The sequence below is a fragment of the Pseudomonas sp. S3_B11 genome (genome assembly GCF_054667715.1).
Genome location: NZ_CP162749.1, coordinates 195,045 through 211,112 on the forward strand (window position 1 = coordinate 195,045; position 16,068 = coordinate 211,112).

Consider the following 16,068-nt stretch of genomic DNA (forward strand, 5'->3'; position numbering starts at 1 on the left):
TAGCCTTGCTGCACCGAAAAATGGCACATTGACGCACCTGCCCGTGTGCACCCTCTGTCGTATGGAAACTCCCATGGCTATCAGCAATACCCAGGCCGAGACCCCAGCCGTTGCCGCCACTGCGCAAAGCAGCCCGTTGGTCATGCGGATCATCGGTGCCGTGGCGCTGGCGCACCTGATCAATGACTTGATCCAGGCCGTGCTGCCCTCGATTTATCCAATGCTCAAGGATAGCTATGGCCTGACGTTCACGCAGGTTGGCTTGATCACGCTGACGTTCCAGTTGACCGCCTCTTTGTTGCAGCCTTGGGTCGGCTATCACACTGACCGGCACCCCAAGCCCTGGCTGCTGCCGGCTGGGACGGTGTGCACGCTGATCGGCATCGTGATGATGTCCATGGTCGGCAGTTTTGCCTTGATCCTGTTGACGGCGGCGTTGATCGGGATAGGCTCGTCGACCTTTCATCCGGAAGCGTCGCGGGTGGCGCGATTGGCCTCGGGCGGCCGCTACGGGCTGGCGCAATCGACGTTCCAGGTGGGCGGTAACGCCGGCTCAGCCTTCGGCCCGCTGCTGGCGGCGGCGATCATCATTCCCTATGGGCAAGGCAATGTGGCCTGGTTCGGGTTGTTCGCCCTGTTTGCGCTGTTCGTGCTGTACCGCATCAGCCGTTGGTACGCCAACCACCTGAACCTGTTCAAACTCAAGCAAGGCCAGGCGGCCACGCATGGCCTATCCAAGGGACGGGTCTTGAGTGCGCTGGTGGTGCTGGGGCTGCTGGTGTTTTCCAAGTATTTCTACATGGCCAGTTTCACCAGCTACTTCACGTTCTATCTGATCGAGAAGTTCGACCTGTCGGTGGCCTCTTCGCAGTTGCACCTGTTCCTGTTTCTCGGGGCGGTGGCGGCGGGGACCTTCTTCGGTGGACCGATTGGCGACAGGATCGGGCGCAAGGCGGTGATCTGGTTCTCGATCCTCGGCGTGGCACCGTTCACCCTGATCCTGCCTCATGTCGACCTGTTGTGGACCAGCATCCTCAGCGTGGTCATCGGCTTCATCCTGGCCTCGGCGTTCTCGGCCATCGTGGTGTATGCCCAGGAACTGGTACCGGGCAATGTCGGGATGATCGCCGGTGTGTTCTTCGGGCTGATGTTCGGTTTCGGCGGGATTGGCGCCGCGCTGCTGGGGCACCTGGCGGACATCCGTGGCATCGAGTATGTGTACTGGTTGTGCTCGTTCCTGCCGCTGTTCGGGGTGTTGGCGATTTTCTTGCCGAGGACTCGAAAGGCTTGAGGCGAGAAGATCCATGTAGCTGAGCCGACGCCTTCGCGAGCAAGCCCGCTCCCACATGGGTTGGTGGGTGTTCTCGGCCATCTGCACACGACACAAAAACCTGTGGGAGCGAGCTTGCTCGCGAAGGCGTCGGCACATCCTGTATCAATGCAAACCGACCCAACGCCTTCGGAGCAAGCCCGCCGATCAACACGGCTTTTTCTTCGAGCGGAACTCCCGCTCCTCATGCCTGCGATTCACCCCTCAAGGACGGTAGATACTGGCCTGGATGGCGCCAGGGTATTGCTTGTACCCGCCCGTGTTGCACAGCGGTGTCGATAGTTGGTAGTCGCCCGCCGTCGTGGCGTTGGCGGTGCGCACATTACCAGCCGCGAACCCAGAGTAATCCTGAAAGGCATCGAACGAGGCGATTGGCTCGTCGAAGTAGTTGCCACGGGAAGGGTCGAAGATCGAGAGAGTGATCGCTACGCCACCAGGATATGCAGCTTCGGCCTCGATCAACACCGTCTCGTAGGGATACAGGGTTTGTGGGGACGGCCCGGCGGAGGTGGGGGACGGATTGAACACCGTGGCCACCAGCGTGTTCGGGCTCAGGTTGGTAAGCGCGATTACCAGGTAATTGGCGGCGTTGCCGCTGTAGGTGTAGGGCCGCGTCAAGGCGAACGCCCAACCGTTACTGCTGTTAAAGAAGTCGTCCTTCGAGCCGCCATTGTCCCAGACCTGGGTGAGCGCGATTTCTTCCGGATAGATTGACCAGTCCGTCGAATCGGCGATCCAGTATTTGAAGTAGGTCCCGTCGATCGCGGGTGTGATGTACTGCGCATAGGCGGGCACACCGTCGATGGGGTTGTTATTGACGTCCAGGTATTGGTAGATCTGGTATTTGGCCGGCAGCAGCATCTGCATTACTGACAGCACGTAACCCTGCTTGGCGGCTTTCACCATATTTCCAGTTTCACCGGAGTTCCAGAACAATCCGTCGGGCGCTGTCGAGGCGATCAGCGTATAGGTGATTTTCAGCTTGGCCCAGTCTGTCAGGATGGCGGTTTCCATGGTGTCGAACGTGTCCAGCAACCCTTCGAAGGTAGTGCTCAATTGTCCCCACAGGTCGGCATAGGCCACCTGGAACAGGCTGGGAGAAACATTCGAGCTCTGGGCCGCGACCGCCACATTGATGCCGCTCTGGAGAACGTTGGCCGCGACGGCGAAATAATTGATGTCGCCTTCCATCGTTTCAGCCGAGAGCACGGTGTAGATGACGCCCGAGAGCACCGCCAGGATGATGCCGCCGATATTGGTCGAGTCACCGTCCTCGAAGCCGGCATCCAGGCCCAGTTCGGAGAGCAGCGCTCCTTGGTCCACGAATAACAGGGTGTGGAAACTGGTGTAGCAGGCGAACAGGCTGTTGACGGCGCTCGCTGCGCTGAGCTCCAACTTCAACTGCTCCACTACGGGTTGCCAGACTTGCGGTGGGAACGCGCTGTAGTCCAGGCCGAGCATGTCTTGCCGGTAATTGTCCAGGGTGCTGGCGCCGTTGGTGTACTGCTCGCGCAGGATCAAATGGCGCTGATTGTTCATGGCCGCCAGTTTGTTGTTGATCCAGTCATAGACAGCCTGTTGGTCAGGCGTAAAGGCCGGGAAGGCCGGGTCGGACGCCGGCAAGGCCATGATGCTGTCCAGGGGCGTGGTCGGCATGAAGTACCATTGGCTCGAGGTGTCGGTGTCTTGCATCTGTACCGAGCCCCCCGTGATATCGACACTCAGATACTGATTCGAAGCGCTGTTCTGGATGGCCGTGGGGCCGAGCCCCGTTCCCCAGAGCCAGGTCTGCTCGACCGGGACGGGTATACTCTGTGTGGTGTTGATTGGCGTACTGCTGCCGGCATCCTGACCCAACACCAACCCGTCGAGCAGGCCACTGAGCAGCCGTCCATCGGCGGTGACTTGCCAGATCTGGTTGGGCGAACCGGCCACGAAGGGGCTCAACGTCACGCCGTCGGAACTGGCGGTGAGTACAAAGGGCACGCCTTTCTCGGGCGCGACGAGACGGCTTTGTACATTGACCCAGCGAGTCGGCGGCCAAACCTGATAGTGATTGCTGCTCGAGGCCCAGCAGGCTTGGTTGAGGGTGTTGTACAGCACGAGGTTGCCGTCGGTCTGGACGAGCAGTTCCTGAGGGTCGATGCCATTGGTGTAGGGCGACCATGCCACGTTGCCGTCGCTGGTACCCAGGACCAGATTGCCATCGGTCTGGACATCGAAGTAGGCACCGTTGTTGGTGCCAGTGGCCCAGATCGCGCTACCGGTGAACGAGCTGTTGGCCGCCACGGGACCTGTGACGACCTGGTACAGCACCAGGTTGCCGTCAGGCTGCAGCAGCAACACATAGCCGTTGCCGTCCGCTGCCGCCCACTGGCCGGGCAGCATCCGCGTGTTGGGTGGAATGTTGCCGTTGTCAGCCTGGACCGGATCGCCGAGCGGGACCGTGAGGAAGGTGCTGGGGTTGGTGGATGTTGCCAGCGCTATATCGCTCAGGTTATTCATGTTGATCTCCTTTTCACGACATTGGGTGGACGCCTTGCGGTTGTTTTCGGACGTGAGAGCGCGCGGTGCATGGGCACGGTTGCGCTCCCACTCCCACGAATCCGGCGCGCCTGTGCCTGCTACGCCGATGCAATTGATCGGGAAGTCTTTTCAAGTGTTGGGTCGCGAACAGGTCCCGGAGCGAATCAACCGCTCCCGGACTTGAGGTAGCCGAGGGAATACTCAGCCAGGAGGGTGCCGTTCAATGTCGCCAGTGGCTGGCAGCACTGCACGAATGGCGGGGGCGGGGGCTGGTCTCTTCGTATATCCGTAGTCTGCGAGACTGTGCATGAGAATCTCCCTATCCATGCGGAAGAAGGCGCTTGAGCGTTGTGCCTTGCAGGACGCGCATGGAGTGTAGCCCGGCACTCATATCTTGCCCGAGGTCGCCATTGCGGGGTGGCGGCCAGTGCCGTGCAACGAGAGAGTCTCAACTTGAATCTTGTACTTGATAAGTACGTTGCTGTTGCGACCAAAGTACTGGTTTGTATAAGCCTTAAGTGGGTATTTGTATAAAGGTTGGTCGTGTTAATTTGCTGTTGTGGTTAATGGTTAGAAGGGAATCTGCAGCATTATTCAAGGGTGACCCCTGTGGTGACTGGAAAAGCAGGTTTTCACATTCTTTCCACCTATCGCCCTTATTGTCCCGGACATAAGGCCTTCGGTTTTTGGTTTGATGACCTCTTCTGCGCTGCGGGCGGACAGGGGTTGCGCCCCCCACCTGCCATATTGAAATTCTTATAAAGAGCTGTATCGCCAAGTTCTTCCAAGGTGTTTGTCTTGGGGGGGGCGTAGCAGCCGTGATCGATTGTCATGCCGTGTCGTGCACACGTTAGATGCTGCCGTCTTTTGACGTTGGCCATAAATAGAATCAGGCGGGGAATGATATGAAGTTCAAGTCATTGCAGGCACGCATTTGTGTCACGGCAGGCGTATGCCTGTTTGTTTCATCCATCAGCCTGATTGTCTACGGGCTCTTCAGCGCCCGGGCCAATGAGCAATATGTCTCGACCGAGGTCAGCGCACTGGTTGAGAAATCAACCATCCGGGAAATTCAGAACCTGGCCGAATCCCGGGCCAACGCCATCCAGGCCAAGTTGCAGAATGCGCTGGATGCGGCCCGCACCATGGCCAATGCCTTTGCCGCCAGCAAGGCCTCGCAAAGCCCCCTGGCATTGGGGCGTGAACAGATCAACAGCGTACTGCTCAGCGTCCTCAAGGATAACCCGGACTTCAACGGCACCTATTCCTGCTGGGAACCGAATGCGTTGGACGGGCAGGATCCGGCGTTCCGCAATGCAGAGGATGGTAATAACCCACTGACCGGACGCTTCACGCCTTACTGGACGCGCAGCGCCGACGGCCATGTCGCGGTGCAGCCATTGGTCGAGTATGACTCCCCGGACCGTCATCCCAACGGTGTGCCCAAGGGCGGTTGGTACAGCGGCCCGCGCGACACCCTGAAGGAAAGCGTGCTGGACCCCATTCCTTATGTGGTCCAGGGGAAAAACGTCTGGCTGACCACCTTGTCGGTGCCCATTGTGTCCAACGGCAAGTTCTACGGTGTGGTCGGGGCTGACTTCGATATCGCGTTTATCCAGAAACTCAGCGAGCAGATGTCTGCTGATCTCTACGGCGGCAAAGGCACGGTTTCGATCCTGAGTAACCAGGGCTTGGTGGTCGCGGACAGCCAGCGGACCGACCTGATTGGCCAGCCGATCAAGGCCTTGTTGCCTGAATCCTGGGAAAAAGTGCTCCGCGATATCCAGGGCGGTCGGGGTGATGGCCTGCTCAATGCGCAAACACAGAACATTGAAGTGCTGATGCCCATTGCGCTCGGTCGCACGGGCAAGCCATGGGCGGTGTTGATTCGCCTGCCCAAGGCTGTGGTCATGAGCCAGGCCATCGCCCTGGAGCAGGAGCTGCAGGCACGCAGCCTCAACAACAGCATCTGGCAAGTGTCGGTAGGGTTGGTCATTTCGTTGTTGGCCCTGGCTGCCCTGTGGTATGCCGCGGCAAAAATCGTTGGGCCGATTCGCGAAGCCGCCGCCTTGGCCGCCACCATCAGCCTGGGAGATTTCTCTCGTCGCCTGGTGCAGAAATCCGAAGACGAAGTCGGGCAGTTGTCTGCGGCCCTCAACGACATGTCTGAAAGCCTGCAACGGCAGGTGCGGGTGGCTGAGCGTATTTCCGAAGGTGACCTGGACCTGGAGGTCCGCTTGTCTTCACCTCATGACACCCTCGGCAAGTCATTGGAGAAGATGGTCAGCAACCTGAACCAGCTGATTTCCGAGGTTCAAATCAGCGCCACCCAGATCACCGGCAGCTCGGCGCAGGTCACCGACTTGAGTCAGTCACTCTCCGACGGGGCCTCCAATTCCGCCTCGTCGATCACCGAAATCAGCGCGGTGATGACGCAGATGGCCGCCCAGACCCGGGACAACGCCGCCAACGCCAAGAAAGCCGATGAGCAATCCCAGGCCTCGCGGGCCGATGCCGGTGAAAGCGACAAATTGATGAGCGAACTGATTGTCGCCATGGCCGAAATCGACAACTCGGGCAAGGACATCACGGCGATCATCACCACCATCGACAACATTGCCGCACAAACCAACCTGCTGGCCCTGAACGCGGCGATCGAAGCTGCCCGGGCCGGTGAGCTTGGGCGCGGTTTTGCCGTGGTGGCCGATGAAGTACGCAGCCTGGCCGCCCGCAGTGCCGAGGCCGCCCAGCAGACCGCCGCGCTGATCGCCGATTCCTCGAGCAAGACCCAGCGCGGCATGATCATCGCCGGCCGGACCGCCGAATCGCTGAAGAACATCGTCAGCGGAACCGGCGCGGTGTCGAGCCTGGTTTCGCTGATCTACCAGGCCTCCAGCGAGCAGGCTTCGGGCTTGCAGCAGGCCAGTATCGGGCTTGAGCAGATCGACGAAGTGACGCAGAAAAACCAGTCGAACTCGCAAGAGTGCGCGGTGGCGGCCAAGGACCTTTCAGAGCGAGCCTCGCTGATGCAGCGTGTATTGGGACGCTTCAAAGTCAAAAGAGGTTAATGGGCATCCGTAGCGAGGGAGAGGCCGCCGCGTCTTCGACGCTGCGCTGTCGCGCAGGGAACTAGAGCGACGTCCACGAGATATCTGTTTTTGATCGTTCCCACGCTCTGCGTGGAAATGCATCCCGTGACGCTCTGCGTCGCCTTCCAGAAGCGGAACGCGGAGCGTCCCTGGTGACATTCCCACGCAGGAGCGTGGGAACGATCGATATGTATTTCCAGCCTTAAAAATCACATGATTGCAATTTGTTCCATGAGAGCAAGTTCACTCGCCACGGCGATCACAAACCTCGAATGAACAGCATTACGGCACAGCAGGCTTTTTTGTTATCCTCGCCGTCTTCTTTCATGGATGAATACCGGGACAAGCTATGGCTAACGACACCCCGTCACGCATCGGGACGATACTGCTGGGCCTGCTTTTTGCGCTGATTGGCATTGGCTTGCTGGGCATTGCCGTCAATCTCACCCTCGACCGTCGCGACTTCCTCGCCCGGGCACAGACCGCCGATGGCATCGTCAGCCACTTGAATGCCGGTGGTTCGCATCCCGAGATCGCCTTCACCACCGTCAGCGGTGAAAAAATTTCCTACCCCCAGGGCGGCTTTATCTTCGGCTATCAGAAGGACCAACCGGTGCGGGTGCATTACCTGCCCGAGCAGCCGACGGCCAGCGCCATCGTCGATGCCCCGGCGGCACTGTGGGGCACTTCCGGGGTACTGGGTTTTATCGGCCTGGTGTTCACCCTTGTCGGCCTGCTGAAAGCTACCCGCCAACGCGGTCGCGATGCGGTTCATTCACATAAAGGACTTTGAACGTATGAGCTACAACATCCCACTCCCGGTTAATGAAAGTCGCTGGCAGTACCAGACCGCTAGCGGTGGTGGCCTGACCGTGGTCATGGTGGCTGGCAGTGGTGGCTCGATTATCCTGCGCTCGCCCCAGGGCGAAGACGTCAGCTACCGCTATGGCGGGGTTGGCGTGGGTGTCGGGTTCGGCGCCAGGCTGCCGCGTTTCGGCAAGATCAATATCCAGATCAAGGGCAAGGGTGTGGCTGCGGCCGGTGCGGCAGAGGCGTTTCCCAGCACTGGCAAGGTGTTTGTCAGCGACGCCCTGGTCGACCGCGACCTGAGCAGTGACGACATCACCGGCCCTTGCATGTATACCGAAGTGGGCGTGGGCCTGGGGATCGGCGGTTCGGCCACGGCCCTGCTGTTCGGGCTCGATCCCAAGTTGCTGGCGTTGTCGGTGGCCCTGAGCTCCAACCCGGCAACCTCGCTCATCGCTTCGACCACGGTCAATCGGCAACTGGCGCGCTCGGCCAAGGGCGCGGTGGTCATGGCCGGGGTGAACGCTGGCCTGCAGGCCGGTGGTGGCGCGGCGATCTACATGGGCTATCTGTTCTAGTCGGATTGTGCGAGCGGACAACAATCCCGGCATCTAAAACCTGTGGGAATGAGTTCGCCCCCACAGGAAGTTGCGCCCATAAGAATTGGCACGTGCCGAAAGCAAAATGAAAATATTAGTCATCGCTTCGCTAGGGTTTTTATCGCTCATTCAAACATCACTATCCTTTGCAGATAATGCCAATGGTAAAAATCTCTATTTACAGAGATGTGCCATGTGTCACGGAGCAGATATCAAGGGGACAGGGCCGTTGGCTCATAAAAGCAATCCTCCTACGCCTGACCTTACAACTGCCGCTTTCAAGAAACGACTCGGTGATTATCCGGGTGTGATTGTGTCGTCGATAATACTTCGACCCAATGGTGATTTGATTCCGAGGACCTTGCGAGAGAATGGTGTGAAGCTATCGCCGTATCCTTGGAGTGTTAAGGATTTTCGCGATTTGAATCAGTATATGGGTGGTGTGATTTCGAAGGGCCGATGATTTTTTGGGCTGCTGTTGATCTCTTGAGTGCGATAGAAACGGTTTGGGGTGGTGTGTATATCCGTTTCTGCGGTAAGGGCTACTGGCGGTTCCGCTCTTACAGCGGGTCACTTTCGAAAAGCCCGGAAGCCGGCCCAGTCAAAAGTGAGCCGCCGTCAGGGCGGAACCCTAAGCAGCCGTTACCTAAATAACGGATATACACGCCATCACCCGCAACACCAGCAACAACTTAGACGTTAAAGCGGAAGTGCATCACATCACCGTCCTTGACGATGTATTCCTTGCCTTCCAGACGCCATTTACCGGCTTCCTTGGCACCGGCTTCACCTTTGTACTGGATGAAATCGTCATAGGCGATGACTTCGGCGCGGATGAAGCCTTTTTCGAAGTCGGTATGGATCACGGCCGCGGCTTGTGGCGCGGTAGCCCCGACGCGAACGGTCCAGGCGCGGACTTCTTTTACGCCAGCGGTGAAGTACGTCTGCAGGTTGAGCATTTCATAACCCGCGCGGATCACGCGATTCAGGCCAGGCTCTTCCAGGCCCAGGGCCTCCAGGAACATGTCCTTCTCTTCGCCGTCTTCAAGCTCGGCGATTTCCGCTTCGATCTTGTTGCAGACCGGTACCACGATCGCGCCTTCTTCTTCGGCGATAGCTTTTACCACGTCCAGCAGCGGGTTGTTCTCGAAGCCGTCTTCGGCAACGTTGGCAATGTACATGACCGGCTTGGTGGTCAGCAGGTGGAAGCCACGAACGATCTGCTTCTCATCGGCACCCATGTTCTTGATCAGGCTGCGTGCCGGCTTGCCCAAGGTGAAGTGGGCGATCAACTGCTCGAGCAGGGCTTTCTGGGCGACGGCGTCTTTGTCGCCACCCTTGGCATTGCGAGCGACTTTCTGCAGTTGCTTCTCGCAGCTGTCGAGGTCGGCGAAGATCAGTTCCAGGTCGATGATTTCGATATCGCGTTTCGGGTCGACGCTGTTGGAGACGTGAATCACGTTCTCGTCTTCGAAGCAGCGGACCACGTGGGCGATGGCATCGGTTTCGCGGATGTTGGCCAGGAACTTGTTGCCCAGGCCTTCACCTTTCGAAGCCCCAGCCACCAGGCCGGCGATGTCCACGAACTCCATGGTGGTCGGCAGCACGCGCTCCGGGATCACGATGGCCGCCAGGGCTTCCAGGCGTGGATCGGGCATCGGAACGATGCCGGTGTTCGGCTCGATGGTGCAGAAGGGGAAGTTCTCAGCCGCGATACCGGATTTGGTCAGGGCGTTGAACAGGGTGGACTTGCCGACGTTAGGCAGGCCGACGATGCCGCAATTGAATCCCATGGTGTTTCCCCTCGGATAAGTGTCAGGCCTTCTGGCTGTGCAGGTTTTTCATCGCGCGGTTCCATTCACCGGCGAGGATATCCGGCAGCACGCCGAGGGCAAAGTCGATGCTGGCATCGAGTTTTTCCTGTTCGGCGCGAGGCGCACGACCCAGGACAAAGTTTGAAACCATACTGGCAACGCCCGGGTGGCCGATGCCGAGCCGCAGGCGGTGAAAGGTATTCTGATTACCCAGTTGCGCGATGATGTCGCGCAACCCGTTGTGACCGCCATGGCCGCCGCCTTGCTTGAGCTTGGCAACGCCCGGAGGCAGGTCGAGTTCGTCGTGGGCCACCAGGATTTCTTCAGGCTTGATGCGAAAGAAACCGGCCAATGCCGCCACGGCCTGGCCGCTGCGGTTCATGTAGGTGGTGGGAATCAACAGACGAACATCCTGACCCTGGTGCGAGAAGCGACCGGTCAGGCCGAAATACTTGCGATCGGCTGCCAGGCTGACGCCTTGTGCCTGCGCGATGCGCTCAACAAAAAGGGCCCCTGCGTTATGCCGGGTCTGTTCGTATTCAGCGCCTGGATTTCCCAGGCCAACGATCAGTTTAATGGCAGTCACGATAGGGGCCCTTCCTGGAGTGTGGATAACGATGTCGCAATCAGGCGGTGTTGCGACAGTGGACGATAATGGCGGATTTACCGTTAAGTAAACTTCGCGTTCTCGCCCGCTGTCTCGCTACGTTCCAGTCCGCGATGTTTCCGGTCACTCCGGCGACAGAGTGAAATTACTCTGCAGCGCCTTCTTCAGTGGCTTCTGGAGCAACACGTGGGGCGTGGACGTTGGCAACTGCCTTGTCATCGCCGTGTGCCAGAGCAACAAACTCAACGCCTTTAGGAGCCTTGAGGTCGGACAGGTGAATGATCGTGCCGACTTCGGCGTCAGCCAGGTCGACTTCGATGAATTCAGGCAGGTCTTTCGGCAGGCAGGTCACTTCGATTTCCGAAACAACGTGCGAAATTTCGCCGCCTTTCTTGATCGGAGCAGCTTCGCCAACGAAGTGTACAGGCACGATAGCGGTCAGTTTCTGGCCAGCTACTACGCGTACGAAGTCGGCGTGCATCACGTGGCCTTTGGCCGGGTGACGCTGCAGGGCCTTGATCACGACGTTCTGCTTGGTGCCGCCAATGTTCAGCTCGATGATGTGGCTGTAGGCCGCTTCGTTTTCGAGCAGTTTGGCAACTTCTTTGGCCAGCATGCTGATGGACTCAGGGGCTTTCTCGCCACCGTAGACTACAGCTGGAACCAGGCTTGCGAGACGACGCAGGCGGCGGCTCGCACCTTTCCCCAGGTCGGAACGCACTTCAGCATTCAGAGTAAATTCGTTCATGTTGTATCTCCAAAGTAACCACATTCACCCCAGCGCTTGCGACCAGCGCTTAAGGCGATATGGGCAAAAAAGCCCCGCCCCGACAGGTAATGCCGGGGCGGGGCGCTTTTCGTCAACGAGATGTCCTGGAAAGGGCAGGGCCCTTAGCGGAACATCGCACTGATCGATTCTTCGTTGCTGATGCGGCGAACCGCTTCGGCAACAACCGGTGCGATATCCAGTTGGCGGATACGCACACAGGCTTGTGCTGCAGCGGACAGCGGAATGGTATTGGTGACCACCAGCTCGTCCAGCACGGAATTTTCAATGTTCTCGATCGCTCGACCCGACAGCACAGGGTGTGTGCAGTAGGCAAAGACCTTGGCAGCGCCATGCTCTTTCAGGGCCTTGGCCGCGTGGCACAGGGTGCCGGCGGTATCGACCATGTCATCGACCAGAATACAGGTACGCCCTTCGACGTCGCCGATGATATGCATCACTTCGGAGTGATTGGCTTTCTCACGGCGTTTGTCGATGATACCCAGATCCACGCCCAGGGATTTGGCAACCGCCCGTGCACGCACGACGCCGCCAATGTCCGGGGACACGATCATAAGGTTTTCGAAGCGCTGATCTTCAATATCATCCACCAGGACCGGGGAGCCGTAGATGTTATCCACGGGAATATCGAAGAAACCCTGAATCTGGTCAGCATGCAGATCAACCGTGAGAACACGGTCGATGCCGACTACGGTCAGCATATCAGCCACGACTTTCGCGCTGATTGCCACACGTGCGGAACGCGGACGGCGATCCTGACGGGCATAACCAAAGTAAGGAATAACAGCAGTGATACGAGTAGCCGAGGAGCGACGGAAGGCATCAGCCATCACGACGAGTTCCATCAGGTTATCGTTGGTCGGAGCGCAAGTCGGCTGAATAATGAAGACGTCTTTACCGCGAACGTTTTCATTGATCTCCGCAGTGATTTCACCGTCGGAAAACTTACCGACAGAAATGTCACCGAGAGGGATATGCAGCTGACGTACGACACGCCGAGCCAGATCGGGGTTGGCGTTCCCCGTAAAGACCATCATCTTGGACACGCGCAGTACCTGAAGGCTGAGGGTATACCTGGATGAGTATAGGAAAATGGCAGGGGCGGCTGGATTCGAACCAACGCATGGCAGGATCAAAACCTGCTGCCTTACCGCTTGGCGACGCCCCTGTATCTGTTGCTGCGAGTGCCCAGCACTCGATTCCTTTAGAGCAGGTCTTGCAGCTTGCGATGCAACATCGAAACGTTGCTTCCTTTTGCTACAAACCCTGTAAGGGTCTCTGTCAGAAGGGCCGAGACTTTATCAGCTTCAGCTTTGCTTGGGAAGCCCCCAAACACACAACTTCCAGTTCCGGTGAGTTTTGCTTCGGTAAATTTACCTAACAAATTCAAAGCGTTACGAACATCTGGATAACGCCTTGCTACCACCGGTAAGCAGTCATTTCGACTGTTTCCCTTGGGAACGGGGCGCACTTTAATGGGAGGAGAGTTACGTGTCAACAGTGGATCTGAAAAAATTTCTGCTGTACTTACAGAGACTTGCGGCACCAGCACCAAGTACCAGGGTTCTTCGGGGTCCACCGGGGTGAGTTTTTCCCCTACGCCCTCGGCGAAAGCGGCGTGGCCACGCACGAAAACCGGCACGTCGGCGCCCAGTGTCAGGCCCAGGGCGGCCAGGCGATCCGCGTCCCAGCCCAGTTGCCACAAGTGGTTGAGACCCAGCAGCGTGGTGGCCGCATTCGAGCTGCCGCCACCGATGCCGCCACCCATGGGCAGGATCTTTTCGATCCAGATATCGATGCCCAGCGCACAACCGGATTGTGCCTGGAGTTTTTTCGCGGCCTTGACGATCAGGTTGCTGTCGTGGGGAACGCCTTCGAATTCGGTGTGCAGGCGAATCACGCCGTCGTCGCGTACGGCAAAGGTGATTTCGTCGCCGTAGTCCAGGAACTGAAAAATCGTCTGCAGCTCGTGGTAGCCGTCCGGGCGACGACCGAGGATGTGCAGCATCAGGTTGAGCTTGGCCGGGGAGGGCAGGGTCAGGCGTGCGGCGCTCATGTCATTGCCCCAGTTTGCGCGGCTGCCATTGCTTGATCACCAGCGTGACGTCGAGGTTGCTGCCATGCAGTTTGATGCGTTCGGGCAGCCAGTAGCCGTTCTGCTGGGCATAGCTGAGGTATTCGATCTGCCAGTCATCCTGTTCCAGGTTGGACAGGCGGCTGTCGGCGTCGAGGGTCAGGCGGCTTTTACTGTCTGGTGCCGGCAGCCCGCGAACCCACCAGGTCAGGTGGGAAACCGGCAGCTTCCAGCCCAGTTGTTCTTCCAGCAGCGCTTCGGGCGTGGGCGCCTCGTAGCGTCCCTGATTGGCAACTTCCAGCGATACCTGGCCCGGTCGGCCGGTCAGGCGGGCCGCACCGCGCCCCAATGGGCCTGACAGGCGAATATCGTAGTAGTCCTGGCGTTGCAGCCAGAACAGCGTGCCACTGCCCGAGTCTTTCGGGGCGCGGATACCGATCTTGCCGTCGATCTGCCAGCCGTCGAGGCCGCTCAGTTGTTGCTTGTGCTCGCGCCATTGGGCCTGGTTGCCCTGGCCCTGGACGGATTCACGGGCGCCGAAGCCCGCGCAACCGGCGAGCAAGGCAATGAAGCTGAAAACGATGAGATGGCGCAAAAACATAATCTTAAAGAGTCTCGGATCCGGTCAGGCGTTTGATGGTGCTGCGCAAGATAGGGCTGTCAGGCTGATCCTTGAGGAATCGGCTCCAGATCTGCCGGGCTTCGCGTTGTTTGCCGTTGGCCCACAGGACCTCGCCCAGGTGAGCGGCGACTTCCTGGTCGGGAAAGCGCTCCAGGGCCTGGCGTAACAGGCGTTCGGCTTCATCGAGATTGCCCAGGCGGAAATTCACCCAGCCAAGGCTGTCGAGCACCGCCGGGTCTTCCGGATTGATCTGGTGGGCCTGTTCGATCAGCAGCTTGGCTTCGTCGTAACGGGTGGTGCGATCCGACAACGTATAGCCCAGGGCGTTGAGGGCCATGGCGTTGTCCGGGTCACGCTGGATGATCAGGCGCAGGTCTTTTTCCATCTGGCCCAGGTCATTGCGTTTCTCCGCCAGCATGGCGCGGGTGTAAAGCAGGTTCAGGTCATCCGGGTACTGCTTCAAGGCTTGTTGCAGCACGTTCCAGGCCTTGTCGCCCTGATTGTTGGCCGCCAGGGTTTCGGCTTCGATCAGGTACAGCTGGATGCCGTAGTCCGGTTGGGAGTCGCGTTGTACGGCGAGGCGGCTCTGGGCATCGGCGGTCTTGCCATTGCCGATCAGGATATCGGCCTGGCGCAACTGCGCCGGCAGATAGTCGTTGCCCGGGCCGACCTGGGCGTACTCGATCAGTGCGCTCTCAGGGTCATTGCGCTCCTCGGCGATGCGACCCAGGTTCAGATGGGCCGAGTCGACATGGCTTTCCCGGGCGATCAGGTCTTCCAGGTAACCCTTGGCCTCTTCCCAGGCCTTGGCTTCCAGGCAGACCAGCGCCAGCGAATAGCGCAACTCGTCGTCTTCCGGGTATTGCTGGACCAGGCTGGAGAACTCCACCTTGGCGTCGTCCATGCGGTTGTTTTCCACCAGCATGCGGGCGTAGGTGAGGCGCAGGCGTTTGTCGTCCGGGTACTTCTTGATGCTTTTTTCCAGCAGCGGCAGCGCTTCGTCGCCGCGGTTCAAGCCTTGCAGCAGGCGTGCGCGCAGCAGGATTGGCGCTACTTCGCCAGCTTCCGGTGGGTTGTCTTCCAGAAGGGTGAGGGCGCCCTGGGTGTCACCATCCTGTTGCAGCAGCAGGGCCTTGCCGAAAATCAGCTGGCCGTTGTTCGGGTGGCGCTGCAACAGGCGATCGAAGCTTTTCATCAGGCCGTTGCGGGTTTCCTGGTCGGTATCGGCGGCGGACAGGGCCAGGAAGTCGAAATGGGTGTCGCCCTTGCCCTGCAGGACCTTCTCCATATACATCATGGAGTCGTCGTAGCGTCCGGCCCGGGCCAGTTGCACGGCAGCGGCGCGCTGCGCTTCGAGGTCGTCCGGGGCATTCTTGGCCCAGATCAGCGCGGTATCCAGCGCGGGCTGGTCGGCGCCCAGGTATTCGGCAATGCGAAATGCCCGCTCGGAAATTCCCGGGTCCTGGGTATTGATGGCCTGCGTCACGTAGTTGTCCAGCGCAATGTCAAAGCGATTGCGCTGGCCTGCCAGTTCGGCGCTCAACAGGCTGAAGATGGTTTCTTCGCTGAACGAGCCGTAGACCTTGGGTTTTTCAGGTACCTGCACGCTGTCTTCGACCGGCGGCGTACCGTCCGTCGAAACGGGGGCCATGGACTGGCAGCCGCTGAGCAAGGCAAGAGCGAGGAGCAACGCGGAAGATCTATTCATATAGGAAGAGGACGACTAACCTGCGGTCAGATCATCATGACACAAGCCTTCGGTCAAACATAACCGCCCCGTCGATTTACAACCCCGGGCAGGGCGATAGAGATC

Annotated in this window: 13 protein-coding genes, 1 tRNA gene and 1 pseudogene; 6 read left to right on the top strand and 9 right to left on the bottom strand. The window is 58.9% G+C overall.

Annotated features, from left to right (window positions below; all coding sequences use genetic code 11):
• The first annotated feature begins 73 nt into the window (after nt 1–73).
• Entirely contained in the window at nt 74–1,291 is a 1,218-nt protein-coding gene (locus tag AB4O22_RS00930) for an MFS transporter (protein ID WP_460095773.1), read from the top strand.
• 243 nt (nt 1,292–1,534) lie between these two features.
• Here the strand turns inward: AB4O22_RS00930 and AB4O22_RS00935 are convergent, their stop codons facing one another.
• Nucleotides 1,535–3,835, bottom strand: a complete 2,301-nt coding sequence (locus tag AB4O22_RS00935) for a hypothetical protein (RefSeq protein WP_460095774.1) — start codon at nt 3,833–3,835, stop codon at nt 1,535–1,537.
• A 1,166-nt stretch (nt 3,836–5,001) separates the two neighbouring features.
• Between AB4O22_RS00935 and AB4O22_RS00940 the strand changes: the two are divergent.
• The 5 genes and pseudogenes from AB4O22_RS00940 to AB4O22_RS00960 all read left to right on the top strand — a co-directional run.
• Nucleotides 5,002–6,024, top strand: a pseudogene (locus AB4O22_RS00940) (methyl-accepting chemotaxis protein); the annotation flags it as partial.
• 111 nt (nt 6,025–6,135) lie between these two features.
• The gene (locus AB4O22_RS00945) at nt 6,136–6,924 is read left to right on the top strand and encodes a methyl-accepting chemotaxis protein (RefSeq protein ID WP_460158253.1); all 789 of its coding nucleotides are present in this window, start codon (nt 6,136–6,138) and stop codon (nt 6,922–6,924) included.
• Between the two features lie 370 nt (nt 6,925–7,294).
• Nucleotides 7,295–7,738 carry a DUF3592 domain-containing protein gene (locus AB4O22_RS00950; protein WP_367861805.1) on the top strand — a complete coding sequence of 148 codons (444 nt, stop codon included), beginning with the start codon at nt 7,295–7,297 and terminating at the stop codon, nt 7,736–7,738.
• Between the two features lie 4 nt (nt 7,739–7,742).
• A complete protein-coding gene (locus AB4O22_RS00955; RefSeq protein ID WP_057451738.1) occupies nt 7,743–8,330 on the top strand; it encodes a hypothetical protein in 588 nt (195 codons plus the stop codon).
• A gap of 106 nt (nt 8,331–8,436) precedes the next feature.
• A complete protein-coding gene (locus tag AB4O22_RS00960; RefSeq protein WP_460095775.1) occupies nt 8,437–8,814 on the top strand; it encodes a c-type cytochrome in 378 nt (125 codons plus the stop codon).
• Nucleotides 8,815–9,043: 229 nt separating this feature from the next.
• On the opposite strand, the gene ychF is transcribed toward AB4O22_RS00960, so the two are convergent.
• The 8 genes from ychF to AB4O22_RS01000 form a co-directional block, all read right to left on the bottom strand.
• Entirely contained in the window at nt 9,044–10,144 is a 1,101-nt protein-coding gene (ychF, locus tag AB4O22_RS00965; RefSeq protein ID WP_003205534.1) for a redox-regulated ATPase YchF, read from the bottom strand.
• Between the two features lie 22 nt (nt 10,145–10,166).
• Nucleotides 10,167–10,751, bottom strand: coding sequence for an aminoacyl-tRNA hydrolase (gene pth / locus AB4O22_RS00970; RefSeq protein WP_003205533.1), 585 nt, complete (start codon nt 10,749–10,751; stop codon nt 10,167–10,169).
• A gap of 166 nt (nt 10,752–10,917) precedes the next feature.
• Nucleotides 10,918–11,520 carry a 50S ribosomal protein L25/general stress protein Ctc gene (locus AB4O22_RS00975; RefSeq protein WP_003205531.1) on the bottom strand — a complete coding sequence of 201 codons (603 nt, stop codon included), beginning with the start codon at nt 11,518–11,520 and terminating at the stop codon, nt 10,918–10,920.
• Between the two features lie 143 nt (nt 11,521–11,663).
• A complete protein-coding gene (locus AB4O22_RS00980) occupies nt 11,664–12,605 on the bottom strand; it encodes a ribose-phosphate pyrophosphokinase (RefSeq protein WP_003205529.1) in 942 nt (313 codons plus the stop codon).
• A gap of 47 nt (nt 12,606–12,652) precedes the next feature.
• Nucleotides 12,653–12,727: transfer RNA gene (locus AB4O22_RS00985), tRNA-Gln, on the bottom strand.
• A gap of 36 nt (nt 12,728–12,763) precedes the next feature.
• A complete protein-coding gene (gene ispE, locus AB4O22_RS00990; RefSeq protein WP_223472394.1) occupies nt 12,764–13,615 on the bottom strand; it encodes a 4-(cytidine 5'-diphospho)-2-C-methyl-D-erythritol kinase in 852 nt (283 codons plus the stop codon).
• 1 nt (nt 13,616) lies between these two features.
• Entirely contained in the window at nt 13,617–14,234 is a 618-nt protein-coding gene (gene lolB / locus AB4O22_RS00995; RefSeq protein ID WP_003205525.1) for a lipoprotein insertase outer membrane protein LolB, read from the bottom strand.
• Nucleotides 14,235–14,238: 4 nt separating this feature from the next.
• Nucleotides 14,239–15,963 carry a tetratricopeptide repeat protein gene (locus AB4O22_RS01000; protein ID WP_460095776.1) on the bottom strand — a complete coding sequence of 575 codons (1,725 nt, stop codon included), beginning with the start codon at nt 15,961–15,963 and terminating at the stop codon, nt 14,239–14,241.
• Nucleotides 15,964–16,068 lie beyond the last annotated feature (105 nt).